The organism is Streptomyces kanamyceticus (assembly GCF_008704495.1).
Taxonomy (GTDB): Bacteria; Actinomycetota; Actinomycetes; order Streptomycetales; family Streptomycetaceae; genus Streptomyces; species Streptomyces kanamyceticus.
Genome location: NZ_CP023699.1, coordinates 3259036 through 3285418, shown reverse-complemented (window position 1 = coordinate 3285418; position 26383 = coordinate 3259036). Strand labels below are relative to the sequence as shown.

Below are 26383 nucleotides of genomic sequence, written 5' to 3'. Positions count from 1 at the left end.
CGTCAGGCGCCGGCGTTTCGGCTCACGTGCGTGATGAACGCGGACCAGGACGACGGGTGGAGGAGCAGGGCGGGGCCGTGGGGGTTCTTGGAGTCTCGTACGCCTATGCCGGTGCGGGGGGCCGTTAGGTCGGCGACCTCGACGCAGTTCTGGCCCGGGTCACTGTAAGTGGACTTGAACCAGACGTCCTCGCTGGCGAGTTCGGATGCGGTGAGGTGAGTGTTCATGGATTTACAGCTCTCGTTCTAGTCGGTGCAGGAACTCCGGCGTGTCCTCAGGAGGCAACGCTGATGCTGTCATGGCGTCGAACCGGCGGCTGAACCGATCAACTTCGCGTGGCTTGTCCGAGGTGGAGACGGAGCCCCAAGCGCTGTCGGTCTGGACCCGTGGCGGCAGTGCGTTGCCGAAGTCGAGAAGCGCGAAGTCATTTGTGGAACGGTAGCTCCGGCGGAACGGCAGCACCTGGATGGTGATGTGGTCCCAGCCCGACAACTGGCCGAGCCTTTCGTACTGTTCGCGCATCACGTCGGCGTCACCCACCAGGTATCGCAGCGCGGCCTCGCCGAGGATGACGTGCAGCTTGACCGGGTACTCCTGGGTGAGCACTTCCTGGCGCTTCATCCGCAACTCCACGCTACTTCGGATGAACTCGGTCGTGTACTCCTCGATCGGCTTGTGCATCTCGTGCGTCGCGCGTGCGTAACGCTCGGTCTGCAGCAGGCCGTACACCACTGTCGGGTGGTATGCCTTCATGGCGCGGGCCTCTGGTTCCAGCCCGACGAATCCAGGCATGCCCGCGGGCATGAGGCCTCGATACTGCGTCAGCCAATCCTGGTTGCTGGATTCCCGGTTGAGGCTGATCAGAGACTCGATGACGGTCTCGTCGGTGACTCCGTACCTGTCAAGGAGCTTCCGTAGATCTCCTACGTTCCGGAAGTTCAGAGCGCCCGCTTCGATGCGCTGGAGCGAGGCCTCGGAGATGCGCAAGCCCTGCGCCGCCTGGCGACGTGTGAGTCCGCCGCTCCGGTCGCCGAGTCCGCAGTTCTCACGCAACTGCCTGAGTTGCAGACCGAGTTCGAGTCGTTGTGCCGTTCGTCCACGCTTGGCCGCCATGTGCACCGCCTATGGGTTGTCGTGCGAGTCGCTAGGTGGCATGCGCCGAGTCTGGCATCAACTGCACTGTTCGCGCGCCCCTTTGTGCAGATCTGCGCATAGTCCAATCCTGAGCCGACTGATTAATCAGCTGGGTTTCGATTGAAGTCGAACGACGAGCTCAGTCACGGTAGTTGGGTAATGCTCGTACCGGCCCCGTGCCGCCGAACAAGGGTTCCGCCATGCCCGATCCCAAGGCTCCCCCTGCCCCCACCCAACTCCCCACCCACGAATGGCTCATGGGCTACCCCATGACCACCGCCACCGTGCGCCTCGCCCGTCGTCACGTTCGCCGTCGGCTCACGACGTGGCAGTGGGGCGGGGACATCGACGACACCGTCCTCGTCGTCTCCGAGCTGCTCGCCAACGCCGTGCGCCACGGCAGGGTCGCCGGTCACCACGTGTGGCTGCGTCTCGCCGTGGGGGAGGGGCTTGTCGTCGATGTCTCGGATCCGGTGTCCGCTTTCCCGGGGTTCGAGCGGCGGGCCGACGCGGCCGACGCGGGTGACGAGAGCGGGCGCGGCCTGGTCGTGGTGCGGCGGCTCGTCGAGGAGTTCGAGTGGTTTCCGCATGCGGATGTCGGGAAAACCGTGCGCGTCCGGCTCGGGGGAGGCGTGCTGCGCCCAGGTGCGGGGGCTGCTTCGCCAGGCCACCGGGAAGAGCTCCGGGTAAACCGTTGACACCACTCCAGGTGAAGTACTACGTTCTGACCACTTCACTCGAAGTACAACATTCGACGTGGCTCAGTCACCGGACTCGGTCACACCCAAGGAGCCGCATGCGAAAGCTCGTCTACTTCATCGCCGTCAGCATCGACGGATTCATCGCGGGGCCCGACGGCGCCGACCCCACCGGGCCCGACGGGTTCTGGCCCGTCGCGCAGGACTACGTGGAGCACCTCGGCGCCACCTACCCCGAGACGCTGCCCGCGCCCGCCAGGGCCGCCCTCGGCATCACCGCCGAGGGGACCCACTTCGACACGATCCTCGAAGGGCGCAAGACGTACGAGATCGGTCTCGACGCCGGAATCCCCAACGCCTACCCGCACTTGAGGCACCTGGTGTTCTCGCGGAGCCGCACCGAGCTCCCCGACCCGGCGATCGAGCTCGTCACCACCGACCCCGTCGAGCGGGTGCGGGAGCTGAAGAAGGAGGAGGGCAAGGACATCTGGCTGTGCGGGGGCGGCGTGCTCGCCGGGGTGCTGCGCGGTGAGATCGACCGCCTCGTCGTCAAGCTGAGCCCGATGGTGCTGGGTTCGGGCATCTCGCTGTTCGGCGACGACAGCGCCTTCGAGCCGACGCTGTACGCGCGTACGGACGCCAAACTGCTCGACAGCGGCACCGTCTTCCTCACCTACGACAAGGCCACGGGCAGTGCCGACTAGCGGGTGCCGGACGTGGCGGGGGCGGTGAGCCGGTGGCCCTCGCCCGCGGCGGACCTGAGCAGGACGTCCGTCAGTTCGTCGGGGGTGGAGATCATCGGCCAGTGCCCGGTGGCGATATCGAAGAACCCGTTGGCGGGGGCGGCGAGGCGCTGCACGAGCGGCATGCCGGACGCCACCAGGGCCTCCAGGGTCGCGATGTCCATCGAGCCGCCCTCGGTGCAGAAGACGCCCGTGACCGGCAGGTCCGCCGCCGCCCCGGTGAGCCGCAGCTTCTGGTCGAGCGGGCCCAGCGGCTGCGGTGACGCGAGGCGCACGATCCGGTCGAGCGCCTGCGGGGTGACGCCCGCGAGGTTGCCCCACTCCCGCCACTCCTCCCGCGTCGGCGCCGGGATCCGCCAGCCGTCCTCGGCATGCCGCGCCTGCGTAAGGACCCGCTCGCGTGTCGCCCCTTCCGGCATCCGCTCGCGCACCTGGTCGAGCATGGAGTAGCCGTCCTGCGGCATCGGGGAGTCCAGATACACCAGGCGCGCGACCCGGCCCGGGCGCCGGTCGGCGGCGCCGACGGCCGGATAGATGCCGTAGCAGTAGCCGACGAGCACCACGTCGGGCGCGTCTAGGTGGTCCAGCACCTGCGTCAGATCCTCGATGTGCGTCTCCAGGTCCGTCCCCGGCCCGCCCAGATGGCGGCGCTCGCCCGTGCCGGTCAGCGTCACCGGATGCGCCTCCGCGCCCGCGGCCCGCAGCCCGGCCGCCACGTCCCGCCAGATCCAGCCGCCCGTGTACCCGCCCGACACCAGCACGAACGTCGTCATGAGTCCTCCTCGTACGTCTTGTATGCCTCGTGCGCCGGTACCGTAAGAACTCCCCCTGAGGGAGGTTCAAGCCTTGTCGACCGACGGATTGTGGAGCATCGGCCTGCTCGCCGAACACGCGGGCGTCACGGTCAAGACCGTCCGCTTCTACTCCGACCGCGGCCTGTTGCCCGAAGCCGCCCGCAGCGGCGGAGGCCACCGCCGCTACGGCCCCGAGGCGCTCGACCGGCTGCGTCTGATCCGCTCCCTGCGCGCCCTCGACCTGCCGGTCCCCGAGGTGGACCGCGTCCTCGAACACGAGGACGCCCTTGAGGACGCACTGGAGGACGCCATCGCGGGTCAGCTGCGCGAACTGGGCTCGCGCCTGACCGCCCTGCGCTGGCGCGAGGCCGCCCTGCGCCTGGTCGCCGAGTGCACTCCGGCGGAGCGCCCGGGGCGACTGCGCCTGATCGGCGCCATGACCACGCCGCCGAGCACTGCCCCGCTCGCCCGCTTCTGGCGCGGCTGGCTGCCCCCGCGGCTGCCCGCCCGGGTCCTCGCCGCGACCGTCGAGCAGGCCGTGCCCGCGGTGCCCGACGACCCGACGCCCGCCCAAGTCCTCGCCTTCGCCCGGCTGCAGGCGTTCGTCTCCGCGCCCTGCGACGGCGGCGCGCGCTTCCAGCCCGAGGCGCACAGGGGCGGGCGCGGCTACCGCCCCGAGCTGCTCTACGACGGCCTCACCGAGGCGTACGCCCTCGCGGCGGCCGATGTGCGCGAGGGCAGGTCGCCGCACGGGGGCGAGGCGCTCGACTGCTTCGTCGCCGCCCACGCGGGCGCGCTCGGCAGCCGCGACACCCCCGGCTTCCGGCGCGGGCTCGGCTCCCAACTCGCCGCGGAGCAGCGCCTCGACGGCTACTGGAACCTCGTCGCGGAAGTCACCGCCCCGCCCTCGGGGCGCCCGGAGCCGACGCCGGGCGCGGCGGACGACTGGCTCAGGGAGGCCCTACGTAAGCCTCAACTTACGGAAGGCGTACGGTGACTGAGTGAACGTCAGGGATTCCGAGCGGCACCGCGTGAACGTCGACTTCTGGTTCGACCCCGTATGCCCGTACACCTGGGTCACCTCCCGCTGGCTGCGCGAGGTGGAGAGCGTGCGGGGCATCGCCGTGCGCTGGCGGGTGATGAGCCTTGCCGCGCTCAACGAAGCGCGGGACGTCGACCCGGAGGACCCCGAGGGGCTGTACGGGGAGTACATGAAGGCGCACGGCAGAGTCTGCGCCGCGGTGCGCGAACAGCACGGCAACGAAGCGCTCGGGCGGTACTTCGACGCCCTCGGCGTGCACATCCACGCACGTCAGGACTGGTCGGGCATGGGGGCCGCGCTCGCCGACGCGGGACTGCCCGCGGCCCTGGAGTCCGTGGCGATGACCGCGGAGTACGACGCCGTGGTGCGCGCGTCGCACGAGGCGGGCGTCGCCCTGGTCGGCGACGACGTCGGCACGCCGGTGCTGTCCGTCGAGGGCGTGGGCGCGCTCTTCGGGCCCGTCGTCTCCCCGGCGCCGAGGGGCGAGGCGGCCGGGCGGCTGTGGGACGGCGTGGTCCTGATGGCCGGGGTGGCGGAATTCCACGAGTTCCGACGGTCCTATGGGGAGCTGGACTTCGGCTGAGCGGGGCGGGTCGGGGCGGGGCGGGCAGGGCCGGGGCGCCATGCTTACTTCGTGGTGCGTAGCTGACTAAATAGTCGGTACTTGTGGGGAGTTGGGGCTCCGCCAACGATGGTGGTCATGACGAACCAGCACTCCCCGGCAACTTCCCCGACCTCTCCCGAGACCCTCCCCACGACCCTTCCGCCCGTCACCGTCCTCGGCCTCGGATCCATGGGCCAGGCCCTCGCGGGCGCCTTCTTGAAGGCAGGGCACCCCACCACCGTCTGGAACCGTTCGCCGGGCAAGGGCGAGGACCTCGTCGCCCGGGGCGCCGTCCGCGCCGCCACCCCCGCCGAAGCGGTCCGCGCGGGCGAGGTGGTCGTCGTCTGCGTCGTGGACTACGCCGCCTCGCAGGCCATCCTCGACCAGGTGGCCCCGGCCGACTTCGCCGGGCGCCTCCTGGTGAACCTCACCTCCGACACCCCCGAGCGCGCCCGCGAGGCCGCCGCCTGGGCTGCCGGTCTTGACGTCGCGTACCTGGACGGCTCGGTCATGGTGCCGATCCAGCTGATCGGGACGCCGGACGCGCTGATCTTCCACAGCGGCACCAGGTCCGCGTACGAGAAGTACGAGGCGACGCTCAAGGTGCTCGGCGGGCAGAGCGCCTACGTCGGCGAGGACCACGGGCTCGCCGCGGTGTACGACCTCGCCCTGCTCGACTTCTTCTGGACGGCGATGCACGGCCTGGTGCACGGCTTCGCCCTCGCGGCGAAGGACGGTGTGCCCGCGGCCGCGCTCGTCCCCTACCTGAAGGCCAACATCTCCCTCCTGGAGAACTCGGTCGAGGGCACCGCCAAGGACCTGGACTCCGGCACGTATCCCGCCGAGGCCAGCAACCTCGTCGTGGAGGCCGCGAACGTCGAGCACCTGGTGCACGCCGCCGAGCACCGCGGCCTGGACGCGTCCGCCCTGCGCGGGGTGCTCACCGCGGCCCGCAGGGCGATCGACCTCGGGCACGGCGCCGACGAGTGGGCCGCCTCGGTCGTGGGCATCCGCGACCCCGCCTGAGCGGAGCCCGGGTCACCGGCGGGACGCCGTGGGGGCCCGGGTGCTCGCGCCGCGGGAGCGGTAGACGACGTAGGGGCGCGCGACGTATCCGACGGGGGCGGTGAAGGCGTGCACCAGGCGGCTGAAGGGCCACAGGGCGAACAGCGCCATCCCGAGCAGGGCGTGCGCCTGGTAGGCGAGCGGCGCGTGGGCCATGGCGGGCACGTCGGGGTCGAGGGTGAACAGGGAGCGGAACCAGATCGCCACGCCGCGGCGGTAGTCGTAGGGGTCGGGGACGAGGGTGGTGGCCGTGGCGAACAGGCCGCTGAGCAGGACGGTGGCCAGGATCGGGTAGACGGCGCGGTCGCTGCGGCTCGTGGCGGCGCGCACGGCGGGCACGCGCAGCCGCCGGAAGAGCAGGATGCCGAGGCCTGTGAGCGTGGCGAGGCCCGCCGTGCCGCCGACGGCGAGCGCGTTGACGTGGTAGAGCCACTCGTGCACGCCGAGCCGTTCGGTGAGCGACTCGGGGACGAGCAGGCCCATGGCGTGGCCCGCGACGACGAACAGCAGGCCGTAGTGGAAGAGCGGCCCGCCGACGGACAGCAGGCGGTGCTCGTGCAGCTGGCTGGAGCGGGTGGTGAAGCCGAAGCGGTCGTAGCGGTAGCGCCAGGCGGTGCCCATCACGAGCAGGGCGACGACGAGATAGGGCAGCACGCCCCACAGGGCGGTGTGCAGATGGTTCATCGGCGGGCCTCCTGCGGCCGGGTCGTCCCGGTGGGCAGATCGGCGAAGGGCAGCAGGCCGACCGTCTCGACCGGCGGTCCCGTGCGGGCCATGCGCAGGGCGGCGGCGCGGTCGGCGGGGGCCGCGCCCGGCAGGGTGCCGCAGACCGCGCCGAGCACGTCGGCGTAGGGGCTGCGGTGGTCGGTCAGGGCCATGCGGAGCAGTTCGAGCGCGGCGCGGTGCTCGGTGAGCGCGCGGATGCCGGGGACGGGGCAGCGGGCGGCGAACTCCAGGGCGAGGGGTAGGAAGTCGGGCAGTTCGTCGGCGGGCGGGTACCAGCCGTGCTCGCGGTACAGGTGCTGCCAGCGCAGCAGGGACTCGCCGCGGCGGCGGGTGTCGCCGTCGGTGTAGTAGGTCAGGTGCAGGGTGCGCCTGCGGCTGCGGTCGAAGGTGACGATGTAGCGGGCGGAAAGATCCAGTTGAGGAGTGTCGGCGACCGAGTCGCAGAACCGGCGCAGTATGTCGGCCTCGTCGCCGGGCAGTCCGGTGAGCGAGGCGCGGATCAGGGGCAGGCGCTCGGCCCAGCGGGCGCCGGGGTGTTGCAGCAGTAGGGAAGCGGCCTGGTGCAGGACCGCGGTGTACGTCATGGCTGTTCTGCTTTCCGGTGGGGGATTCCGGCGGGGGGTTCCGGTGCGGGGCGGTGGCGTCAGCGGTGGCGTGGGAAGAGGCCTTCGGGGCGGCCCGAGCCGTTCCAGCCGAAGAGGTTGAAGCGGCCCCGGCCCGCGCCGCCGGAACCCGCGCCCGCCGCCGCGGGCTCCGGCTCGGGCGGCGCGTGGAAGGTGTCGGCCGTGTACATGCCCGGGCCGTCCGCGCCGTCGAGGCTGCACCCGGCGGCCAGGTCCTCGGCGCTGCGTCCGGTGGTGGCCGTGTAGCTGGTGGGGATGACGTAGCGGTCCTCGTACTTGGCGAGGGCGAGCAGCCGGTACATCGCCTCGATGCCCGCGGGGTCCATGCCGACCGCGCGGGAGATGTTCTCGTCGCGCTCCTCGCCGAGGTTGACGCGCCGCATGTGGGAGCGCATCGCGGCGAGGCGGCACAGGGCGGCCTCCACCGGGGCCGGGTCGCCCGCCGTGAAGAGTCCGGCGAGGTATTCGACGGGGATGCGCAGCGAGTCGATGGCGGCGAACAGCTTGGCCGGGTCCTCGCCGTCGTGGCCGGTGGCGGTCAGCGACTCCACGACCGGTGAGAGCGGCGGGATGTACCAGACCATGGGCATGGTGCGGTACTCCGGATGCAGCGGAAGGGCCACCTTGTAGGTGTTGATCAGGGCGTGCACCGGGGAGCGGCGGGCCGCGGTGATCCAGTCGTGCGGGATGCCCGACTCCTCGGCGGCGCGGGCCACCGCCGGATCGCGCGGGTCGAGGAAGCACTCCAACTGCGCTTCGTACAGCTTCTGTTCGTCCTCGACGGAGGCGGCCTCACCGACCTTGTCGGCGTCGTAGAGGATGACGCCGAGGTAGCGCAGGCGCCCCACGCAGGTCTCGGAGCAGACGGTGGGCTGACCGGCCTCGATGCGCGGGTAGCACAGCGTGCACTTCTCGGCCTTGCCGGTGCGGTGGTTGAAGTACACCTTCTTGTACGGGCAGCCGGTGACGCACATCCGCCAGCCGCGGCAGCGGTCCTGGTCCACCAGGACGATGCCGTCCTCGATCCGCTTGTACATCGCGCCCGAGGGGCACACCGCCACGCAGGACGGGTTCAGGCAGTGCTCGCAGATCCGCGGCAGATAGAACATGAACGCCTGCTCGTACTCGTGGCGCACCTGCTCGTTCATCTTGCGCAGGACCGGGTCGCCCGCCAGGTGCTCGGGTCCGCCGCCCAGGTCGTCGTCCCAGTTGGGGCCCCAGGTCACCTCGGTGGGGCGGCCGTCGATCAGGGAGCGGGGCGGCGCGGTGGGCACGTCGTCGCCGAGCGGGGCGGTGGTGAGGTTCTCGTAGTCGTACGTCCAGGGCTCGTAGTAGTCGGACAGGGAGGGGAGTCGGGGGTTGGCGAAGAGGCGGGCCAGGCGGCGGGCGCGGCCGCCGCTGCGCGGCACGAGGCGGCCGTGCTTGAGGTGCCAGCCGCCCTGCCACTTCTCCTGGTCCTCGTGGCCGCGCGGGTAGCCCTGTCCGGGGCGGGTCTCGACGTTGTTGAACCAGACGTACTCGGTGCCGTCGCGGTTGGTCCAGGTCTGCTTGCAGGTGACCGAGCAGGTGTGGCATCCGATGCACTTGTCGAGGTTCATCACCATCGCCACTTGTGCCATGACCTTCATCAGTCAGTACTCCACGTTCTGCGCGCGGCGCCGGATGGTGGTCAGGGCGTCGCGCTGGTTGCCGGTGGGGCCGTAGTAGTTGGGGGCGAAGCAGAGCTGTGCGTGGCCGCCGATCAGATGGGTCGGCTTGATGAGCAGCCTGGTCAGGGAGTTGTGGACGCCGCCGCGCCGCCCGGTGGCCTCGGACTTGGGCACGTTCACCAGGCGTTCCTGGACGTGGTACATGAACACGGTGCCGGCCGGCATGCGGTGCGAGACGATCGCGCGGGCCACCACGACGCCGTTGGCGTTGACCGCCTCGATCCAGTCGTTGTCGGCGACGCCGATGGCGGCCGCGTCGTCGGGGCTGATCCAGATGACGGGCCCGCCCCTGGCCAGGGTCTGCATCAGCAGGTTCTCCTGGTACTCGGAGTGGATGGACCACTTCGAGTGCGGGGTGAGGTAGCGCACGGTCACCGACCGCTCGTCCCCGTCCTCGTACGCCCGGGTCTGCTCGGACAGGTCCAACGGGGGCCGGTAGGCGGGCAGTTGCTCACCGAATTCGGCGATCCACTCGTGGTCGAGGTAGAAGTGCTGGCGTCCGGTGAGGGTGTGCCAGGGCTTGCGGTGCTCGGTGTTGATGGTGAACGGGGCGTAGCGCCGGTCGTGGCCCTCCTTGCCCGACCACTCGAAGCTGGCGCCGACCTGCACGGGGCGGGCCTGGGTGTCGGAGAAGACGATGCGCCGCTCGGCGACGGAGGCGGCGAGCTCGCTCAAGTCGCTGCCGGGGCCGCACCGTTCGGCGAGCCGGTCGAAGCCCTCGGCGGCGACGCGCCCGTTGGTGGTGCCCGAGAGGGCGAGGATCGCCTCGCAGAACTTGACGTCGGTGTCCAGGAGCGGCCTGCCGCGCGCCGCGCCCTCTGCGGCGGTGCCGCAGCGTTCGGCGAGCCACCGGGACTCCGCGCCGGTGTGCACGGTCAGGCCGCGCACCTGCATGCCCGCGGCGTCCGGCAGCGGCCCGAACGCGGCCAACTGCTCGGCCAGCACGGTGTAGTCGCGCTCCACCACCGTGTAGCGCGGCTCGGTCGGGCCCTCCGGCGGGGCCTCGTCCGGGGTGTCGTGCTGGAGGGCGGTGGCGACCAGGTCGTGGCGGACGTCCAGACGGCCCCGGGCGAGCCTGCTCACCTCCTCGGCCAGGCCGTGGAAGATCTCGAAGTCGGTGCGGGCCTGCCAGGGCGGGTCGATGGCGGGGGAGAAGGCGTGCACGTAGGGGTGCATGTCCGTGCTGGACAGGTCGTGCTTCTCGTACCAGGTGGCGGCGGGCAGGACGAGGTCGGCGAAGAGCGTGGTCGACGTCATCCGGAAGTCGAGGGCGAGCAGCAGGTCCAGCTTTCCCCGGGGCGCCTCGTCCCGCCAGGTGACCTCGCGCGGGCGCTCGTCCGGTGGCGCCTCTTTCGCGGCCGCGTTGTCGGCGGCGCCGAGCAGGTGCCGCAGGAAGTACTCGTTGCCCTTGGCGGACGAGCCGATCAGGTTGGCCCGCCACACGGTGAGGACCCGCGGCCAGTTCGCCGGGTCGTCCGGGTCCTCGCAGGCGAAGGAGAGCCGCCCCTCGTCGCGTTCCCTGCGCACCCACTCCTGCGGCTCCGCGCCCGCCTCGCGCACCCGGTCGCCCAGGTCGAGGGGGTTGGCGGCGAAGGTGGGGGCGGACGGCATCCAGCCCTTGCGCACCGAGCGGGCGACCAGGTCGGCCGTGTGCAGCCCGGCGAACGCGCCCCGGCCCGTCGTCGCCGTGAGCCGGTTGGCGCCCGAACCCTCGTAGCGCCATTGGTCGGTGTGCAGGTACCAGTACGGCGTGCCCGCCATCTGGCGCGAGGGCCGCACCCAGTCGGCGCCGGTGGCCAGCTGCTGCCAGCCCGCGTAGGGGCGGACCTTCTCCTGCCCCACGTAGTGCGCCCAGCCGCCCCCGTTCACGCCCTGACAGCCCGTCAGGAGCAGCAGGGAGAGGAAGGACCGGTAGATCGTGTCGGAGTGGAACCAGTGGTTGGTGCCCGCGCCCATCACGATCATGCAGCGGCCGCGGGTCTGCTCGGCGGTCCGCGCGAACTCCCGCGCCGCGCGCACCACGGCACTGGCCGACACCGAGGTGAGCGCCTCCTGCCAGGCGGGCGTGCAGGGGACCGAGTCATCCTCGTACGAAGTGGGCCACTCGCCTTCGAGGCCGGGCCTCGCCACCCCGTACTGGGCGAGCATCAGGTCGAACACGGTGGTCACCAGGCGCCCGCCGACGCGCCGCACCGGCACGGAGCGCGCCACGGTCTCGCCGTCCGTCTCGAAGCGCGGGAGCAGCACCCGCGCGTGGGCGCCGCTCCCGTCGCCGTACAGGCTCAACTCCGGCTCGATCGCGCCGAGATCGAGGTTCCAGCGGCCCTCGCCGCCCTTGGCCCAGCGGTCGCCGAGCGTGCCGTTCGGTACGACGGCCTCGCCGCTCGGCGCGTCGATCAGGACCGGCATCCAGCGCCGCGCCGCGGTCTCCGCCTCCTGCGCGAGGTCCAGGTCGGCTGCGGTGACGAAGCGGCCGGGCACATGGCTCGCCCCGCGCTCCTCCAGCTCCACCAGGAACGGCAGGTCCGTGAACCTGCGGACGTAGTCGGCGAAGTAGGGGACCTGGCGGTCGACGAAGCACTCCTTGAGGATCACGTGCCCCATCGCCATGGCGAGCGCCCCGTCGGTGCCCGGGTGCGGATGCAGCCACTCGTCGGCGAACTTCGTGGCGTCCGCGTAGTCCGGGGACACCACCACGACCTTCTGGCCCCGGTAGCGCGCCTCGGCCATCCAGTGCGCGTCAGGGGTGCGCGTGACGGGGACGTTGGAGCCCCACAGCATCAGATACGCGGCGTCCCACCAGTCGCCCGACTCCGGCACGTCGGTCTGGTCGCCGAACACCTGCGGCGAGGCCACCGGCAGATCCGCGTACCAGTCGTAGAACGACAGCATCGGCGCGCCGAGCAGCGCGTGGAAGCGGGCCCCGACCGCGTGGGAGGCCATCGACATCGCGGGGATCGGCGAGAACCCCGCGATGCGGTCCGGACCATGCACCTGCAACGTGTGAACGTGGGCCGCGGCCGCGATCTCCAGGGCCTCTTCCCAACTGATCCTGACGAGGCCGCCCTTGCCGCGCGCCGCCTGGTAGCGGCGCCGCTTGTCCGGGTCGCCCGTCACCTCGGCCCAGGCCGCCACCGGGTCCCCGCCCAGATTCCGCTTCGCTTCGCGGAACATCTCCACCAGGACGCCGCGCGCATGCGGATAGCGCACCCGGGTCGGCGAGTACGTGTACCAGGAGAAGGAGGCGCCGCGCGGGCATCCCCGGGGCTCGTACTCGGGTCGGTCGGGCCCCGTGGTCGGGTAGTCCGTCGCCTGCGTTTCCCAGGTGATGAGCCCGTCCTTGACGTACACCTGCCAGGAGCAGGAGCCCGTGCAGTTCACGCCGTGGGTGGAGCGGACCACCTTGTCGTGGGCCCAACGGTCCCGGTAGGGGGCGTCGTTGACGCTCTGGTCGGTACGGAAGGCGGCCCGCTGGTCGGGGGTGCGCGGCGCCTTGCTGAGCAGCCCTCCCAGCCGCAGGAGCCGCTCGGCCGCCTCGGCGGCGGCCCGTTCCGCCTTCTGCCCGGTCCTGCCAAGCGCCACGCTGTGCCCCTTTTCGGAAATGGGCATGCCGAACCTGCGGAACAGGCCGGCCTGCCGCGCCGCCAATCACGTGTGGATGCCAGCCTGCTCCCGCTTCCGGTTGTGAACAGAAACGCTTTCTCGCCACTTGGATGGATCGGGAATGCATCTTTACTTCGCGTTGGCGAAGGAACGTTGTTCGTATAGCGGAGGCCAAGCCATCGTTCAGCGGACGGCGGTGGACCGGAGCGCTGGCCTTGACGCCCACGTCAACGCTTACGGTCGAGGACATGCGAATCGGCGAGCTCGCGGCGCGTGCGGGGACGACCACGCGGACGCTGCGCTACTACGAGTCGCGCGGGCTGCTCCCCGCGCGGCGCACCGGCAACGGCTACCGCACGTACGACGAGGGTGACGTGCGGCTCCTGGCACAGATCAGGACCCTCCAGGACTTCGGGTTCGACCTGGAGGAGACCAGACCCTTCGTGGAGTGTCTGCGCTCCGGCCACCCGGAGGGCGACTCGTGCCCCGCGTCGCTCGCGGTCTACCGCCGCAAGCTCACCGAACTCGACACGCTGATCGGCGAGTTGTCGGCCGTGCGGGCGCAGGTCGGCGCGCAGCTGGCGCGGGCCGAGGCGGCGGTTCCGGGGGGTCCGGAGCCGAAGTGTGAACTGAACTGAGGGGATGACGGCGATGAAGGCTCTGGGCGTGGCCGAGGTGACGGACGCGGATTTCGCGGGGGAGGTGCTGGGCGAGCCGGACCGCCCTGTGCTCGTGGAGTTCACGGCGGACTGGTGCGGTCCTTGCCGCCAGCTGGCGCCGGTGCTGAGCGAGATCGCGCGGGAGGAGTCGGACCGGATCAAGATCCTGCAGCTGGACGTGGACCGCAGCCCCGAGACGGCGATCGCCTACCGGGTGCTCTCGGCGCCGACCATGATCGTGTTCCGGGGCGGTGAGCCCGTGCTGCAGCTGGTGGGCGCGCGGGCCAAGCGCAAGCTCCTCGCGGAGCTGGCCGACGTGCTCTGACCCCAGCCTCTGAACCTGGCCCATGAGAAATGCCCCGGACGAATTGACGTCCGGGGCTTTCCTCTGCGTATATTGGATTCTTTCGCGAAGCTCTGCCCAATTGCTGTCACATTCAAGCAGGGCGGCGTCGCGAAGAAGTTCAATAAGAGCACTGTAACCGGCGAGGGGCTGAATTGTCAACCGAGGAATTGCGGGAAGAGCAGCAATTCGTCTCCGGGCTGTACGCGCGCCTGGACGCGCTGCGCGAGGAGGCCGAGACGGCCGTCGAGGCGTCGTTGTCGCAGGTGGGCAACGGTCTGCAGGCGCGCCTTGAGCGCGATGTCATGGTGGCGGAGCAGTCCGGGCTGCTCGCCGCCCTCAACGCGCAGGAGAACGGGCTCTGCTTCGGCAGGCTCGAATTCCGCGACGGCCGCGACCACCACATCGGACGCATCGGAATCCGTGCGTCCGACACCGAACGCACCCCACTCGTGATCGATTGGCGTGCCGATGTCGCGCGCCCCTTCTATCTCGCCACCGGCCATACGCCGATGGGTCTGCGCAGGCGCAGGCACATCACCACCAAGGGCCGAGAGGTCACGGACCTGCACGACGAGATCCTCGACCTCGGCGACACCGCGCGCACCGGCTTCGAGGGCGCCGACGCCGACGAGGTGCTGCTCGCCGCGCTCGACTCGGCGCGCACCGGGCGCATGCACGACATCGTGCAGACCATCCAGGCCGAGCAGGACCGCATCATCCGCGCCCCGCACCGCGGCGTCCTCGTCGTCGAGGGCGGCCCCGGCACCGGCAAGACCGTCGTGGCGCTGCACCGCGCCGCGTTCCTGCTGTACGCCCACCGCGAGCTGCTCGCCAAGCGCGCGGTCCTGGTCGTGGGCCCGAACCCGGCCTTCCTCGGCTACATCGGCGAGGTGCTTCCGGCGCTCGGCGAGACGGGCGTGCTCCTGTCCACCGTCGGCGAGCTCTTCCCCGGCGTGACCGCCACCGGCACCGACACCCCGGCGGCCGCCGAGGTGAAGGGCCGCGCGGAGATGGCGGAGGTGCTCGCGGGCGCGCTGCGCGATCGCCAGGCCACCCCCGAACCGGGCGAGCCCCTGGTCATCGCGCACGACGACGGGGACCTGATCCTGGACTGGACGATCGCCCACGAGGCGCGCGAGGCGGCCCGTGACGCGGACGTGCCGCACAACCTGGGCAGGCCGCACTTCGCGTTCCGGATCATCGACTCGCTCACCGGCCAGCTCGCCGAACGCATCGGCCACGACCCGTACGGCGGCCCGAACTTCCTCGGCCCCGACGACATCGCGCAGCTCGGCAAGGGCATCGCGGCCAGCCCCGAGGTGCACGCCGCCATCGAGGAGCTGTGGCCGACGCTGACCCCGCAGGGCTTCCTCGACGACTTCCTCGTCGAGCCGACCCGCCTCGACGAGACGGACGCGGCAGCGATCCGCAGGCCGCGCGGCGCCGCCTGGACGCCCGCCGACGTGCCGCTGCTCGACGAGGCGGCCGAGCTGCTCGGGCACGACGACAGCGCCGCGCTCGCGGCGGCCGAGGCCGAGCGGGCCAAGCAGATCGCGTACGCGCAGGGCGTCCTGGACGTCTCGCGGGCCTCCAGGACGTACGAGTTCGAGGACAAGGACGAGGAGGACGCCGAGGTCCTGCTCGCGCACAACATCATCGACGCCGAGCGGATGGCCGAACGCCAGGAGGAGGCCGACCACCGCAGCGCCGCGGAGCGCGCGGCCGCCGACCGCACCTGGGCGTTCGGGCACATCATCGTCGACGAGGCGCAGGAGCTCTCCGCGATGGCCTGGCGGCTGCTGATGCGGCGCTGCCCGACCCGCTCCATGACGCTCGTCGGCGACCCCGCGCAGACCGCGGAGGCGGGCGGCTGCGGATCCTGGGAGAGCATCCTCTCGCCGTACGTCCAGGACCGCTGGGAGTACACCAGGCTCGGCGTCAACTACCGCACCCCCGTGGAGATCATGGAGGTGGCGGCCGAGGTGCCGAGGGCCGCGGGGAACCCGGACTTCCGGCCGCCGAGCTCGGTGCGGTCCACCGGCGTGTTCCCCTGGGCGCGCCGCGCCGACGACCTCGCCGCCGCCGTGGCGGCAGCGGTCGCGGCGGACGCGCGCGAGGAGGGCCGCCTCGCGGTGATCGCCCCCCGCGAGCTCCATGCGGAGCTCGCCGCGGAACTCCCCGGAGTGACGGCCGGGGAGGCCCCGGACCTGACGCGGCCGGTCGTCCTGATCGACCCGCGTCAGGCGAAGGGCCTGGAGTTCGACACGGTCCTGGTCGTCGAGCCCGCGCGGTACGGCACCAGCGACCTGTACGTGGCGCTGACCCGGGCCACCCAGCGCCTCGGCGTCCTGTACACCGAGGAGCTGCCCGTCGCGCTCAAGCGGGCCGAAGCCACACCGTAGCCAGCGGTGGCAGCGTCAGGCGCAGCGAGGCCGGCCTGCCGTGCGACGGCACGGGGTCGGCCTTGAACGGGTCGGGGTGGGTGACGCCGCCGCCGCCGTAGCGGGACTCGTCGGTGTTCAGGACCTCCTGCCAGGCGCCGAACCCGTCCGGCACGCCCACGCGGTAGGCGTGCCGGACGACCGGTGAGAAGTGCGAGACGGCGAGCAGCGGCGAGCCCGCCGCGTCGTACCGCAGGAAGGCGAAGACGTTGTCCTCCGCGGCGTCGCCCGCCACCCAGGAGAACCCCTCCGGGTCGGTGTCGCGCTGCCACAGGGCCGGTTCGCCGCGGTAGAGCATGTTCAGGTCGCGCACCAGGTCGCGCACGCCCCGGTGGTCGGCCTCCGCGCCGTACGCCGGGTCGAGCAGCCACCAGTCCGGGCCGTGCCCCTCCGACCACTCGGCGCCCTGCGCGAACTCCTGGCCCATGAACAGGAGTTGCTTGCCGGGGTGGGCCCACATGAAGCCGAGGTAGGCGCGCTGGTCGGCGCGCCGCTGCCACCAGTCACCGGGCATCTTGGACACCAACGACCGCTTGCCGTGGACGACTTCGTCGTGCGAGATCGGCAGGACGTAGTTCTCGCTGTAGGCGTACACCATCGAGAACGTCATCTCGTTGTGGTGGTACTTGCGGTGCACCGGCTCCTTGGCCATGTAGTCGAGGGAGTCGTGCATCCAGCCCATGTTCCACTTCAGGCCGAAGCCGAGGCCGCCGAAGCCGCCGGGGCCCTTGTGGTGGGTGGCCCGGGTCACGCCGTCCCAGGCCGTGGACTCCTCGGCGATGGTGACGACGCCGGGGGCGCGGCGGTAGACGGTGGCGTTCATCTCCTGGAGGAAGGCGACGGCGTCCAGGTTCTCGCGGCCGCCGTGCTCGTTCGGGCTCCACTCGCCGTCCTCGCGGGAGTAGTCGAGGTAGAGCATGGAGGCGACCGCGTCGACGCGCAGGCCGTCGATGTGGAACTCCTCGCACCAGTAACTGGCGTTGGCGACGAGGAAGTTGCGCACTTCCTTGCGCCCGTAGTCGAACTCCAAGGTCCCCCAGTCGGGGTGCGCGGCGCGGCCCGGGTCCTCGTGCTCGTACAGCGTCCTGCCGTCGAACTCGGCGAGCGCCCAGTCGTCGCGCGGGAAGTGCGCGGGCACCCAGTCCATCAGGACGCCGATCCCCGCGCGGTGCAGCGCGTCGACGAGGTACTTGAAGTCGTCCGGAGTGCCGAGGCGGGCCGTCGGCGCGTAGAAGCCGGTGACCTGATAGCCCCAGGAGCCGCCGAAGGGGTGCTCGGCGACGGGCATCAGCTCGATGTGCGTGAAGCCCATGTCGGCGACGTACGCGGGCAGTTGCTCCGCAAGCTGCCGGTAGGTGAGCCCGGGCCGCCAGGACGCGAGGTGCACCTCGTACACGGAGAACGGCGCCTGGTGCACCGGCACCTCGGCCCGGCGCGCGAGCCACTCGGCGTCGTGCCACTCGTGGTGCGACTCGTCGATGACCGAGGAGTTGGCGGGCGGCGCCTCCGTGCGGCGGGCGAGGGGGTCGGCGCGCAGCGTCCTGGACCCGTCGGGCCGGGTGATCTCGAACTTGTACAGCTCGCCCTCGCCGACGGACGGCACGAACAGCTCCCAGACGCCGCTGCCGCCGAGCGAGCGCATCGGGAACCCGGTCCCGTCCCAGAAGTTGAAGTTCCCGACGACCCGCACGCCCCTGGCGTTGGGCGCCCACACCGTGAAGCGGGTGCCCGTCGCGCCCTGGTGGACCATCGGACGGGCACCGAGCGCGTGCCACAGCTGCTCGTGACGCCCCTCGCCGATCAGATGCAGGTCGAACTCGCCGAGCGCGGGCAGGAAGCCGTACGCGTCGGGTATCTCGAGCTCGGCCCCCTCGTACGAGATGTCCAGCCGGTACCCGTCGGGCACGGCCCGCAGCGGCAGCACGGCGGAGAAGAACCCGTCACCGTCGTCGCGCAGCCCGGCGCGGAGGTCGGCGGCGACCACGGAGACGGACCTGGCGTAGGGCCGCAGCGCACGGAAGGCGACCCCCCCGGGCACGGGGTGCGCGCCGAGCACGCCGTGCGGGTCGTGGTGGGTGCCGTCCAGGAGGCGGGCGCGGTCGGGGGCGGGGACGGGGGACACGGCCCCGACCCCGGCCCCGAGTCCCGGTTCGGCCTTGGTGGCCGGGCCGGTCGGCGCCTTCGCGCGCTTCGCGGCCGTCCCGTTCGGCGTGCTCTTCCGAGCCCGCTTCTTCCCCGCGTCCTTCGGGCCGGTGGCCTGCCCGGCGGGGGCGGGCGGGCTGGAGTCCGGCTCCGGCGGACGGGGCGTGGGCGGGGTGGTGCGGGCGGCGGCTTCGTCGGACGGTTTGCGGGGGCGCGGGGTCACTGGGGAGGCCTCCTCCGGAGGGGATGGGTCAGTGGTCGTCGTCGGCGGAGCCGTTCCGGGCGAGGCGGCGGACGGCGGCCAGTGGGACCGGCAGCCAGTCGGGGCGGTGGCGGGCCTCGTAGAGGACTTCGTAGACGGCCTTGTCCGTCTCGTGGGCGCGCAGCAGGACCGGGTCCGTGCGCGGGTCGCGGCCCGCGACGTCCGCGTACCCCACGCAGTACGCGGCGCGGCAGTCCGCCGCCCACTCGGGTGCCCGCAGCTCCGCGGAGTACGCCGCGTAGTCGAAGGAGCGCAGCATGCCCGCGACGTCCCGCGCGACCGGTTGCGGCAGGCGGCGCTCGGCGAGCGGGCGCGCGGGCTCGCCCTCGAAGTCGATGAGCGACCAGGTGCCGTCGGGGGCGCGCAGGCACTGCCCCAGGTGCAGATCGCCGTGGACGCGCTGCGCGGCCCAGGACTGGCCCTCGCCGCCCAAGTCGGCGAGCGCCTCGAAGGCGGTGAGCAGCGCGGGCGCGTACGGCCGCAGCGCGGGGACTGCCTGCGCCGCCGCGGTCAGGCGCTCCGCCATGCCGTCGGCGATGATCTCGACCTGCGCCCGGCCGAGCGTGACGGTGGGCAGCGCGGCCGCGAGCTCCGTGTGGACCTCGGCGGTGGCGCGGCCGATCGCCCGCGCCTCGCCGGTGAAGTCCTCGCCCTTGCCGATCATGCGCAGGGCGAGCTCCCAGCCGTCGTCGGCGCCCGCCAGATAGGGCTGGACCACCCCGAGTCCATACGCCGGGTCCGCGTGGAACCAGGCGGCGGGCGCGGGCACCCGTGCGCAGCCGCGCCGGGCGAGCCGCAGCGGCAGTTCCAGATCGGGGTTGACGCCGGGCGTGACGCGGCGGAACAGCTTGAGGATGAACGTATCTCCGTACACCACAGAGGAGTTGGACTGCTCGGCGGCGAGCACGCGGGGAGCGAGCCCCGACGGTATGTCGGCGCCGGGATCCCGCTCGAAGCGCAGCACGCCGTGCCTGCCCGGCATCCGCAGCCGCTCCAGGAACAGCGCCATGAGCCGGGGATCGTGCAGCGCCTCGTACACGGTGAACCCGGCGAGCGGACCCTCGGTGACGTGGCCGATCAGCGCGGGCGCGAGGTGCGGCGGCAGGGTGCGGCGCACGCCGATGAGTAACTGGTAGCAGTCGGTGGCCCGTTCGGCGACGTGGCCGCCCTCGACGGCCGTGTCCTGGGCGGGCGGCACGGGCCCCCGGGCCCGTACGAGGAGGTGGAGCAGGCCCGACGGCGAGCTGGCGGGCAGGAGTTCGGTCACCGTCACCGGTTCGAGGACGCTGATCGGCCGCCCCTTGCCCGCGAACCAGCGCTGCCGCGGCAGCCAGGCGCGCAGCAGCGGGTCGAGCGAGGCGAGCAGCGCGCCGGAGTTCACGCTGGGGCGGGTGGCGGCTTCCGACATGGCGTCGCGTCCCTTCCGCGTCGCGGACAAGGCAGAGTGCGGGAGTGCCGGTTGTGCGTAGGAGTGCCCAGGGCGGGGCGGTGGAAACCGCCCCGCGCGAGAGTCGCGCTGCCGGAGCCTACGCCGCTTCCTTGCGCAACCGGAACCAGTAGAAGCCGTGCCCGGCGAGCGTGAGCAGATAGGGCAGTTCGCCGATGGCCGGGAACCGCACCCCGCCGATCAGCTCCACCGGGTGGCGTCCGTTGAAGGCTTGGAGATCCAGTTCGGTGGGCTGCGCGAAACGCGAGAAGTTGTGCACGCACAGCACCAGGTCGTCGCTCTCGCCCCCGGACGGCGGAGCCTCCCTGAGGAAGGCGAGCACGGCCGGGTTGGACGAGGGGAGTTCGGTGTACGAGCCGAGGCCGAACGCCGGGTTCTGCTTGCGGATCTCGATCATCCGGCGCGTCCAGTGCAGCAGTGAGGACGGCGACGACATGGACGCCTCGACGTTCGTGACCTGGTAGCCGTAGACCGGATCCATGATCGTCGGGAGGTAGAGCCGGCCCGGGTCGCAGGACGAGAAGCCCGCGTTGCGGTCGGGCGTCCACTGCATCGGGGTGCGCACCGCGTCACGGTCGCCGAGCCAGATGTTGTCGCCCATCCCGATCTCGTCGCCGTAGTAGAGGATCGGCGATCCGGGCAGCGAGAGCAGTAGGGCGGTGAACAGTTCGATCTGGTTGCGGTCGTTGTCCAGGAGCGGGGCGAGGCGGCGCCGGATGCCGATGTTGGCGCGCATGCGCGGGTCCTTGGCGTACTCCGCGTACATGTAGTCGCGCTCTTCGTCGGTGACCATCTCAAGGGTCAACTCGTCGTGGTTGCGCAGGAAGATGCCCCACTGGCAGCCCGAGGGGATGGCCGGGGTCTTGGCGAGGATCTCCGAGACCGGGTAGCGCGACTCGCGCCGCACGGCCATGAAGATGCGCGGCATGACGGGGAAGTGGAACGCCATGTGGCATTCGTCGCCGCCCTTTTCGAAGTCGCCGAAGTAGTCGACGACGTCCTCCGGCCACTGGTTGGCCTCGGCGAGCACGACGGTGTCCGGGTAGTGCGCGTCGACCTCGGCGCGGACGCGTTTGAGCAGCTCGTGGGTGCGGGGCAGGTTCTCGCAGTTGGTGCCCTCCTCCGCGTACAGGTACGGCACCGCGTCGAGCCGGAACCCGTCGATGCCGAGGTCGAGCCAGAACCGCAGCGCCGAGATGATCTCCTCCTGTACGGCCGGGTTCTCGAAGTTGAGGTCCGGCTGGTGGGAGAAGAAGCGGTGCCAGTAGTACTGCTTGCGGACCGGGTCGAAGGTCCAGTTGGACGCCTCGGTGTCGACGAAGATGATCCGCGCGTCCTGGTACTGCTTGTCGTCGTCCGCCCAGACGTAGTAGTCGCCGTAGGGCCCTTCGGGGTCGCTGCGGGACTGCTGGAACCACGGGTGCTGGTCGCTGGTGTGGTTCATCACGAAGTCGATGATCACGCGCATGCCGCGCTGGTGGGCGCTGTCGACGAACTCCACGAAGTCGGCGAGGTCGCCGAACTCGGGGAGCACCGCGGTGTAGTCGGAGACGTCGTAACCGCCGTCGCGCAGCGGTGACTTGAAGAAGGGCGGCAGCCACAGGCAGTCCACGCCGAGCCACTGGAGGTAGTCCAGCTTGGCGGTGATGCCCTTGAGGTCGCCGACGCCGTCGCCGTTGCTGTCCTGGAAGGAGCGGACGAGCACCTCGTAGAAGACGGCGCGTTTGAACCAGTCGGGGTCGCGGTCCTTGGTGGGCGTGTCCTCGAAGGTGTCCTGGACGGGCTCGTTGATGATCATGTTGTGGGTGACCCTCCGATCAACGTCCGGCCGACGACGAGTACGTGCGCGCCGCCCGCGCCGAGGCGCACGTAGTTGGCCCTGCCCCAGTGGTAGGTCTCGCCGGTGAGCTCGTCCCGCACCGGCACGCTCTCGTGCCTGTCCAGGCCGAGTCGACGCATGTCCAACGAGACCGTGGCCTCCTGGGTGTGGTGAGGGTCGAGGTTCACTACCACCACAACCGTGTTCGATCCCGCCGCGTCGGTGGCCGACTTGGAGTAGGCGATCACCGCTTCCTTGTCCGTGGCGTGGAAGTGCAGGTCGCGGAGTTGCCACAGGGCGGGGTTGGCCCGCCGTATCCGGTTGAGGGCGGTGATGAGCGGGGCGATCGAGTCGCCTCTGCGGGCCGCGGACTCCCAGTCTCGGGGCCTGAGTTGGTACTTCTCGGAATGCAGATACTCCTCGCTCCCGTGCCGGACGGAGGCGTTCTCGCACAGTTCGTAACCGCTGTAGACGCCCCATGTCGGCGACAGCGTGGCGGCGAGTACGGCACGTGCCTCGAAGGCGGGCCTGCCGCCGTCCTGGAGGTAGCCGTGCAGGATGTCCGGGGTGTTCACGAAGAAGTTCGGCCGTAGATAGTGGGCGGTCTCCGTCGACAACTCGACGAGGTAGTCGGTGAGTTCGTCCTTTCCGTTGCGCCAGGTGAAGTACGTGTACGACTGCTGGAAGCCGATGGCGGCGAGGGTGCGCAGCATCGCGGGCCTGGTGAACGCCTCGGCGAGGAAGATGACGTCCGGGTCGGTGCGGTTGATGTCCGCGAGCACCTCCTCCCAGAACACCACGGGCTTGGTGTGCGGATTGTCGACGCGGAAGACGCGCACGCCGTGGCCCATCCAGAAGCGGAGCAGGCGCACGGTCTCCGCGATCAGCCCCGGCAGGTCCTTGTCGAAGGCGAGCGGATAGATGTCCTGGTACTTCTTCGGCGGGTTCTCCGCGTACGCGATGGAGCCGTCGGCGCGGTGGTGGAACCACTCCGGGTGCTTCTCCACCCACGGGTGGTCGGGGGAGCACTGCAAGGCGAAGTCCAGGGCGACTTCGAGGCCGAGGGATTCCGCGGTGCGGACGAAGTCGTCGAAGTCGTCGAGCGTCCCGAGGTCCGGGTGGACCGCGTCGTGGCCGCCCTCGGGCGAACCGATCGCCCAGGGCACGCCGACATCGTGCGGGCCCGCGGACAGGGAGTTGTCGGCGCCCTTGCGGTGGGTGGTGCCGATGGGGTGGACCGGCGGCAGGTAGACGATGTCGAAGCCCATCTCCGCGATGGCGGGCAGCCGTTCGGCCGCCGTGCGGAAGGTGCCGGACACGGGCGGGGCGCCCGCGCGGACGACGGCGCCCTCCGAACGCGGGAAGAACTCGTACCAGGAGCCGAACAGGGCCCTGCGCCGCTCCACGAGCAGCGGCAACTCCTCGGAGGAGCTGAGGAGTTCGCGCAGCGGATGGCGGGCGAGCACCCCGGTCACCTCCGGGGTGAGGGCGGCAGCGAGACGGGCCGCCGGTGGGCGGCCCGTGTCGCGCAGTGCCTCGGCCGCGCCGAGCACGATGGGGCGATCGGCGCCCGGCACTCCCGCGGCGGCGCGTTCGTGGAGACGGGCGCCCTCCTCCAGGACGAGGTCGGTGTCCAGGCCCGCCGGGATCTTGATGCCCGCGTGGTGGCGCCAGGTGGTGAGGGGATCCCCCCACGCCTCCACGGCGTACGTCCAGCGCCCCTCGGCGCCCGGCGTGACGTCCGCGCCCCACCGGTCGGTGCCGGGGGCGAGTTCGCGCATCGGGGTCCAGGGCCCCGCGCGCCCCTCGGGATCTCGCAGGACGACGTTGGCGGCGACCGCGTCATGGCCTTCCCTGAAGACGGTCGCGGTGACCTGAAACGTTTCTCCCGCCACGGCCTTCGCCGGTTGTCGGCCGCGGAGGACGGCGGGACGCACGTCCAGAACGGGAATGGTGGGCTGCGAGGGTGAACCTAGGGGCATGTCTGACCGCTCCTGTCCGCGTGCACGGATACGGGGGTGTGGAGAGGTTCCGCGGTGGGTCCTGTCGCGCGTGCGGGTGTGTCTGCCGCGGTGCGTACCGGAAAAGTCTGCCCACACCCTTCGGGTGCGCAATCCGGCGCTTCGTTAACTACTATCGCGTAACAGCACATGCAAGACCGGCCCCGCCGAAAACGTCGGGACCGGCCCAAATCACATATGCCTTATGGGTTGTTCACCGGCTCGGCCCCACCTCCACCTCGCGTGATGCCGCTGGGGCGGCGAGCGTAGGCAGAGGTCCGAAATCCGCCGGTGCGGGACGGGCACGGCGGTCAGGGTGGGGCCCATGACGACAACCGATTCCGTTGATTCGCTGCCCGTGCTGACCGGAATGTACGCGGCGGAGGCGAGATACCTGGCGGCGGGCGGCCCGGGCCGGGCCTCCTTCGAACTGCTCGCGCCCTACTTCTCGCCCGATGTCGTCCTGCACCAGGCACCGGCCCTGCCGTACGGCGGGACGTGGCGCGGCCACGACGGCATGGCCCGCTTCTTCCTCGCGATGAGCGCGGCGTGGGACTCCTTCGACCTGGTCGACCAGCGCTTCCTCGCCACCGGTGGCACGGCGGTCGTCCACACCCGGGTGCGCGCCCGCGCGCGGGCCAGTGGTCGCACCCTGGAGTTCCCGATCCTGCAGACGCTCACGGTGCGCGAGGGCCTGATCGCCGAGGTGTGGCCGTTCTACTGGGACACGGCCGAGATCGCGGCGGCGTGCGGGCACGCGGCGGGCCGGGGCGCGTAGTCGGACGGGATCCTGCCGTCCCGCGCCGAGCCTGCCGTCCCGCGCCGAGGCGAACAGGGCCCCGCGATTGTTGCGGTGGCGGCCGAATCAGGTGTCGGGTGGGGGCATGGCCGACCGACAGAGACCGACCGTCAGCACCGCCCACGGTCCCGTACGCGGCGAACACAGGGCGACCGGGGCCCGGTTCCTCGGCATCCCCTACGCGGCGCCGCCCGTCGGCGACCTCCGCTTCGCGCCGCCCGTGCCGCCCACCGCGTGGACCGAACCGCTGGACGCCACCGCCTACGGGCCGACCGCCCAGCGCCGCGGCTTCGGCGACGGCGCCACCATCCCCGAGCCGTCCGTCCCCGGCGAGGGCACCCTCAACCTGAACGTCTTCACGCCCGCCGTGGACCCGGCGGCGGCGCTCCCGGTCCTCGTCTGGATCCACGGGGGCGGCTATGTCGCGGGCTCGGCGGCCAGCCCTTGGTACGACGGGGCCGCCTTCAACCGCGACGGCGTCGTGCTCGTCTCGCTCGGCTACCGGCTCGGCATCGAGGGCTTCCTGCACCTGGCCGACGCCCCGGACAACCGGGGCGTGCGCGACTGGATCGCCGCCCTGGAGTGGGTGCGCGACAACATCGCGGCGTTCGGCGGCGACCCGGCCAAGGTCACGGTCGCCGGGCAGTCGGCGGGCGGCGGCGCCGTCCAGACGCTGCTCGCCGCGCCCGCTGCCCAGGGCCTGTTCCGCGCGGCGCTCGCCATGTCGGCGTCGACGATGGTGCCGGGGGAGCGGTGGGCGGGCCCGGCCGTCGCCGAGCTCTTCACCCGGCGCACCGGGGTGCCCGCCACCGCGGCGGCGTTGCGGGACCTGTCCGACGCGCGCTTCCTCGAACTCCAGGATGCCCTGAGCGCCCCCGGCCCCGATCGCGCGGAACTGCCGGGCCTGCTCCTCGCGCCGTTCGTCGACGGCGAGTTGGTGCCGCGCCCGGTGCTCACCGAGCTCACCGAAGGCGACCTGGGCGCGGACGTGCCGCTGCTGCTCGGCTTCACCCGGCACGAGTTCAACGCCTTCGGCGGGCAGCAGCTGACCGACCTCGTGTTCCGCGGCCCGAACCTGGCGGTGGCGAACGCGCGCGCCGAGCGCCGACGCCCCACCTGGCTCTACGAGTTCGGCTGGCCTTCGCCCGTGCCCGGCGACACCGAGGGCCTCGCCTTCCACTGCCTCGATCTGCCCTTCGCCTTCGGGCTGCTCGGCGCCGAGGGCGTCACCGCCGCCGCGGGCGAGAACCCGCCGCGGCGGCTCGCCGACGCGATGCACGCCGCCTGGGTCGCCTTCGTCCGTGACCTCGACCCGGGCGGCGGCTGGCCGCGGTACGCGACGGGGCGGCGCACGGTCCGGATCTGGGAAACCGAGCCGGGTCTTTCGTCGGTCCCGGCGGTGGCCGCCGAAGGAACAACGCGGTAATCAGGTCGGAATCCGTCCAGGGAAAAGGCCGAAGGGGGCCGTTCCCTTCCCGTGTTCGATATGCGGCCGAGATGGTAGGCGTACGCGTGTGCGAGAGGTGCTGGTTCGGTCCAAGGGCCCCTGGTGCACCACGGGTCACTCCCGTCGCACGGTTGATTCTTCGACCGTTGCGCGGGCCACCAAAGGGCAGGGGAACAGGTGTTCAGTTGAGCCGCGCCGGACCCGCCGGAAACCGCAGGCGTCCCTTGCGCACCCGGTCGGTGGCGTGGAAATTCATGCTGCCGAAGGGCCCGTACAGCCA

The 26383-nt window shown here is 71.5% G+C and carries 21 protein-coding genes; 10 read left to right on the top strand and 11 right to left on the bottom strand.

The genetic code is table 11. The features are described 5' to 3' along the window. Window positions 1–2: 2 nt before the first annotated feature. Both CP970_RS13155 and CP970_RS13150 read right to left on the bottom strand, forming a co-directional pair. Window positions 3–227: a DUF397 domain-containing protein gene (locus CP970_RS13155; protein WP_055543992.1), complete on the bottom strand. Its 225-nt coding sequence runs from the start codon at window positions 225–227 to the stop codon at window positions 3–5. 4 nt (window positions 228–231) lie between these two features. Beyond that, window positions 232–1113 (bottom strand): helix-turn-helix domain-containing protein, encoded by an 882-nt coding sequence (locus CP970_RS13150; RefSeq protein WP_055543991.1) that lies wholly within the window; start codon window positions 1111–1113, stop codon window positions 232–234. A gap of 221 nt (window positions 1114–1334) precedes the next feature. On the opposite strand from CP970_RS13150, the gene CP970_RS13145 reads away from it, so the two are divergent. Together CP970_RS13145 and CP970_RS13140 are read left to right on the top strand one after the other, a co-directional pair. After that, window positions 1335–1832 (top strand): ATP-binding protein, encoded by a 498-nt coding sequence (locus tag CP970_RS13145; RefSeq protein WP_079043154.1) that lies wholly within the window; start codon window positions 1335–1337, stop codon window positions 1830–1832. Window positions 1833–1930: 98 nt separating this feature from the next. Further along, window positions 1931–2536, top strand: a complete 606-nt coding sequence (locus CP970_RS13140) for a dihydrofolate reductase family protein (RefSeq protein ID WP_055543989.1) — start codon at window positions 1931–1933, stop codon at window positions 2534–2536. Here CP970_RS13140 and CP970_RS13135 read toward each other — a convergent pair. Further along, window positions 2533–3348: an alpha/beta fold hydrolase gene (locus CP970_RS13135; RefSeq protein WP_055543988.1), complete on the bottom strand. Its 816-nt coding sequence runs from the start codon at window positions 3346–3348 to the stop codon at window positions 2533–2535. The two genes, CP970_RS13140 and CP970_RS13135, sit on opposite strands and share 4 nt — an antisense overlap. Before the next feature lie 73 nt (window positions 3349–3421). On the opposite strand from CP970_RS13135, the gene CP970_RS13130 reads away from it, so the two are divergent. From CP970_RS13130 to CP970_RS13120, 3 genes are all read left to right on the top strand, one after another. Continuing rightward, complete coding sequence (locus CP970_RS13130; RefSeq protein ID WP_055543987.1) at window positions 3422–4366, top strand: helix-turn-helix domain-containing protein; 945 nt, start codon at window positions 3422–3424, stop codon at window positions 4364–4366. Between the two features lie 4 nt (window positions 4367–4370). Next, window positions 4371–4994: a mycothiol-dependent nitroreductase Rv2466c family protein gene (locus tag CP970_RS13125; protein WP_055543986.1), complete on the top strand. Its 624-nt coding sequence runs from the start codon at window positions 4371–4373 to the stop codon at window positions 4992–4994. 117 nt (window positions 4995–5111) lie between these two features. After that, entirely contained in the window at window positions 5112–6041 is a 930-nt protein-coding gene (locus tag CP970_RS13120) for an NAD(P)-dependent oxidoreductase (protein ID WP_224058411.1), read from the top strand. A 12-nt stretch (window positions 6042–6053) separates the two neighbouring features. Here the strand turns inward: CP970_RS13120 and narI are convergent, their stop codons facing one another. The 4 genes from narI to CP970_RS13100 are packed head-to-tail and all read right to left on the bottom strand — an operon-like array spanning window position 6054 to window position 12747. Beyond that, window positions 6054–6764, bottom strand: coding sequence for a respiratory nitrate reductase subunit gamma (gene narI / locus CP970_RS13115; RefSeq protein WP_055555795.1), 711 nt, complete (start codon window positions 6762–6764; stop codon window positions 6054–6056). Continuing rightward, window positions 6761–7390: a nitrate reductase molybdenum cofactor assembly chaperone gene (gene narJ / locus CP970_RS13110; protein ID WP_055555793.1), complete on the bottom strand. Its 630-nt coding sequence runs from the start codon at window positions 7388–7390 to the stop codon at window positions 6761–6763. Before narJ ends, narI begins: the two co-directional genes overlap by 4 nt. Window positions 7391–7449: 59 nt before the next feature. After that, entirely contained in the window at window positions 7450–9057 is a 1608-nt protein-coding gene (narH, locus tag CP970_RS13105) for a nitrate reductase subunit beta (protein WP_055555791.1), read from the bottom strand. Window positions 9058–9060: 3 nt separating this feature from the next. Continuing rightward, window positions 9061–12747 (bottom strand): nitrate reductase subunit alpha, encoded by a 3687-nt coding sequence (locus CP970_RS13100; protein WP_079044016.1) that lies wholly within the window; start codon window positions 12745–12747, stop codon window positions 9061–9063. A gap of 242 nt (window positions 12748–12989) precedes the next feature. On the opposite strand from CP970_RS13100, the gene CP970_RS13095 reads away from it, so the two are divergent. The 3 genes from CP970_RS13095 (at window position 12990) to CP970_RS13085 (ending at window position 16148) form a co-directional block, all read left to right on the top strand. Next, complete coding sequence (locus tag CP970_RS13095) at window positions 12990–13379, top strand: MerR family transcriptional regulator (RefSeq protein WP_055555789.1); 390 nt, start codon at window positions 12990–12992, stop codon at window positions 13377–13379. A 13-nt stretch (window positions 13380–13392) separates the two neighbouring features. After that, on the top strand, window positions 13393–13725 hold the full coding sequence (locus CP970_RS13090) for a thioredoxin family protein (protein ID WP_055555797.1): 333 nt from the start codon (window positions 13393–13395) through the stop codon (window positions 13723–13725). Window positions 13726–13898: 173 nt separating this feature from the next. Continuing rightward, window positions 13899–16148 carry a HelD family protein gene (locus tag CP970_RS13085; RefSeq protein ID WP_055555785.1) on the top strand — a complete coding sequence of 750 codons (2250 nt, stop codon included), beginning with the start codon at window positions 13899–13901 and terminating at the stop codon, window positions 16146–16148. Here the strand turns inward: CP970_RS13085 and glgB are convergent. The 4 genes from glgB to CP970_RS13065 form a co-directional block, all read right to left on the bottom strand. After that, window positions 16123–18552 (bottom strand): 1,4-alpha-glucan branching enzyme, encoded by a 2430-nt coding sequence (glgB, locus tag CP970_RS13080; RefSeq protein WP_224058409.1) that lies wholly within the window; start codon window positions 18550–18552, stop codon window positions 16123–16125. The two genes, CP970_RS13085 and glgB, sit on opposite strands and share 26 nt — an antisense overlap. A gap of 28 nt (window positions 18553–18580) precedes the next feature. Continuing rightward, window positions 18581–19999: a maltokinase N-terminal cap-like domain-containing protein gene (locus tag CP970_RS13075; protein WP_150493310.1), complete on the bottom strand. Its 1419-nt coding sequence runs from the start codon at window positions 19997–19999 to the stop codon at window positions 18581–18583. 118 nt (window positions 20000–20117) lie between these two features. Beyond that, entirely contained in the window at window positions 20118–21836 is a 1719-nt protein-coding gene (treS, locus tag CP970_RS13070) for a maltose alpha-D-glucosyltransferase (RefSeq protein WP_055551760.1), read from the bottom strand. Then, on the bottom strand, window positions 21833–23839 hold the full coding sequence (locus CP970_RS13065) for an alpha-1,4-glucan--maltose-1-phosphate maltosyltransferase (RefSeq protein ID WP_055551762.1): 2007 nt from the start codon (window positions 23837–23839) through the stop codon (window positions 21833–21835). The genes treS and CP970_RS13065 overlap by 4 nt, the downstream gene beginning before the upstream one ends. A 343-nt stretch (window positions 23840–24182) precedes the next feature. On the opposite strand from CP970_RS13065, the gene CP970_RS13060 reads away from it, so the two are divergent. Continuing rightward, window positions 24183–24635, top strand: a complete 453-nt coding sequence (locus CP970_RS13060) for a nuclear transport factor 2 family protein (protein ID WP_055551764.1) — start codon at window positions 24183–24185, stop codon at window positions 24633–24635. 106 nt (window positions 24636–24741) lie between these two features. Next, a complete protein-coding gene (locus CP970_RS13055; protein ID WP_055551766.1) occupies window positions 24742–26082 on the top strand; it encodes a carboxylesterase/lipase family protein in 1341 nt (446 codons plus the stop codon). Window positions 26083–26383 lie beyond the last annotated feature (301 nt).

Bases quoted from the DNA above. Each gene is read 5' to 3' on its own strand.
- CP970_RS13155 (WP_055543992.1), bottom strand. From the start codon at position 227: ATGAACACTCACCTCACCGCATCCGAACTCGCCAGCGAGGACGTCTGG.
- CP970_RS13150 (WP_055543991.1), bottom strand. From the start codon at position 1,113: ATGGCGGCCAAGCGTGGACGAACGGCACAACGACTCGAACTCGGTCTG.
- CP970_RS13145 (WP_079043154.1), top strand. From the start codon at position 1,335: ATGCCCGATCCCAAGGCTCCCCCTGCCCCCACCCAACTCCCCACCCAC.
- CP970_RS13140 (WP_055543989.1), top strand. From the start codon at position 1,931: ATGCGAAAGCTCGTCTACTTCATCGCCGTCAGCATCGACGGATTCATC.
- CP970_RS13135 (WP_055543988.1), bottom strand. From the start codon at position 3,348: ATGACGACGTTCGTGCTGGTGTCGGGCGGGTACACGGGCGGCTGGATC.
- CP970_RS13120 (WP_224058411.1), top strand. From the start codon at position 5,112: ATGACGAACCAGCACTCCCCGGCAACTTCCCCGACCTCTCCCGAGACC.
- narI (WP_055555795.1), bottom strand. From the start codon at position 6,764: ATGAACCATCTGCACACCGCCCTGTGGGGCGTGCTGCCCTATCTCGTC.
- narJ (WP_055555793.1), bottom strand. From the start codon at position 7,390: ATGACGTACACCGCGGTCCTGCACCAGGCCGCTTCCCTACTGCTGCAA.
- narH (WP_055555791.1), bottom strand. From the start codon at position 9,057: ATGAAGGTCATGGCACAAGTGGCGATGGTGATGAACCTCGACAAGTGC.
- CP970_RS13100 (WP_079044016.1), bottom strand. From the start codon at position 12,747: ATGCCCATTTCCGAAAAGGGGCACAGCGTGGCGCTTGGCAGGACCGGG.
- CP970_RS13095 (WP_055555789.1), top strand. From the start codon at position 12,990: ATGCGAATCGGCGAGCTCGCGGCGCGTGCGGGGACGACCACGCGGACG.
- CP970_RS13090 (WP_055555797.1), top strand. From the start codon at position 13,393: ATGAAGGCTCTGGGCGTGGCCGAGGTGACGGACGCGGATTTCGCGGGG.
- CP970_RS13075 (WP_150493310.1), bottom strand. From the start codon at position 19,999: ATGTCGGAAGCCGCCACCCGCCCCAGCGTGAACTCCGGCGCGCTGCTC.
- treS (WP_055551760.1), bottom strand. From the start codon at position 21,836: ATGATCATCAACGAGCCCGTCCAGGACACCTTCGAGGACACGCCCACC.
- CP970_RS13065 (WP_055551762.1), bottom strand. From the start codon at position 23,839: ATGCCCCTAGGTTCACCCTCGCAGCCCACCATTCCCGTTCTGGACGTG.
- CP970_RS13060 (WP_055551764.1), top strand. From the start codon at position 24,183: ATGACGACAACCGATTCCGTTGATTCGCTGCCCGTGCTGACCGGAATG.
- CP970_RS13055 (WP_055551766.1), top strand. From the start codon at position 24,742: ATGGCCGACCGACAGAGACCGACCGTCAGCACCGCCCACGGTCCCGTA.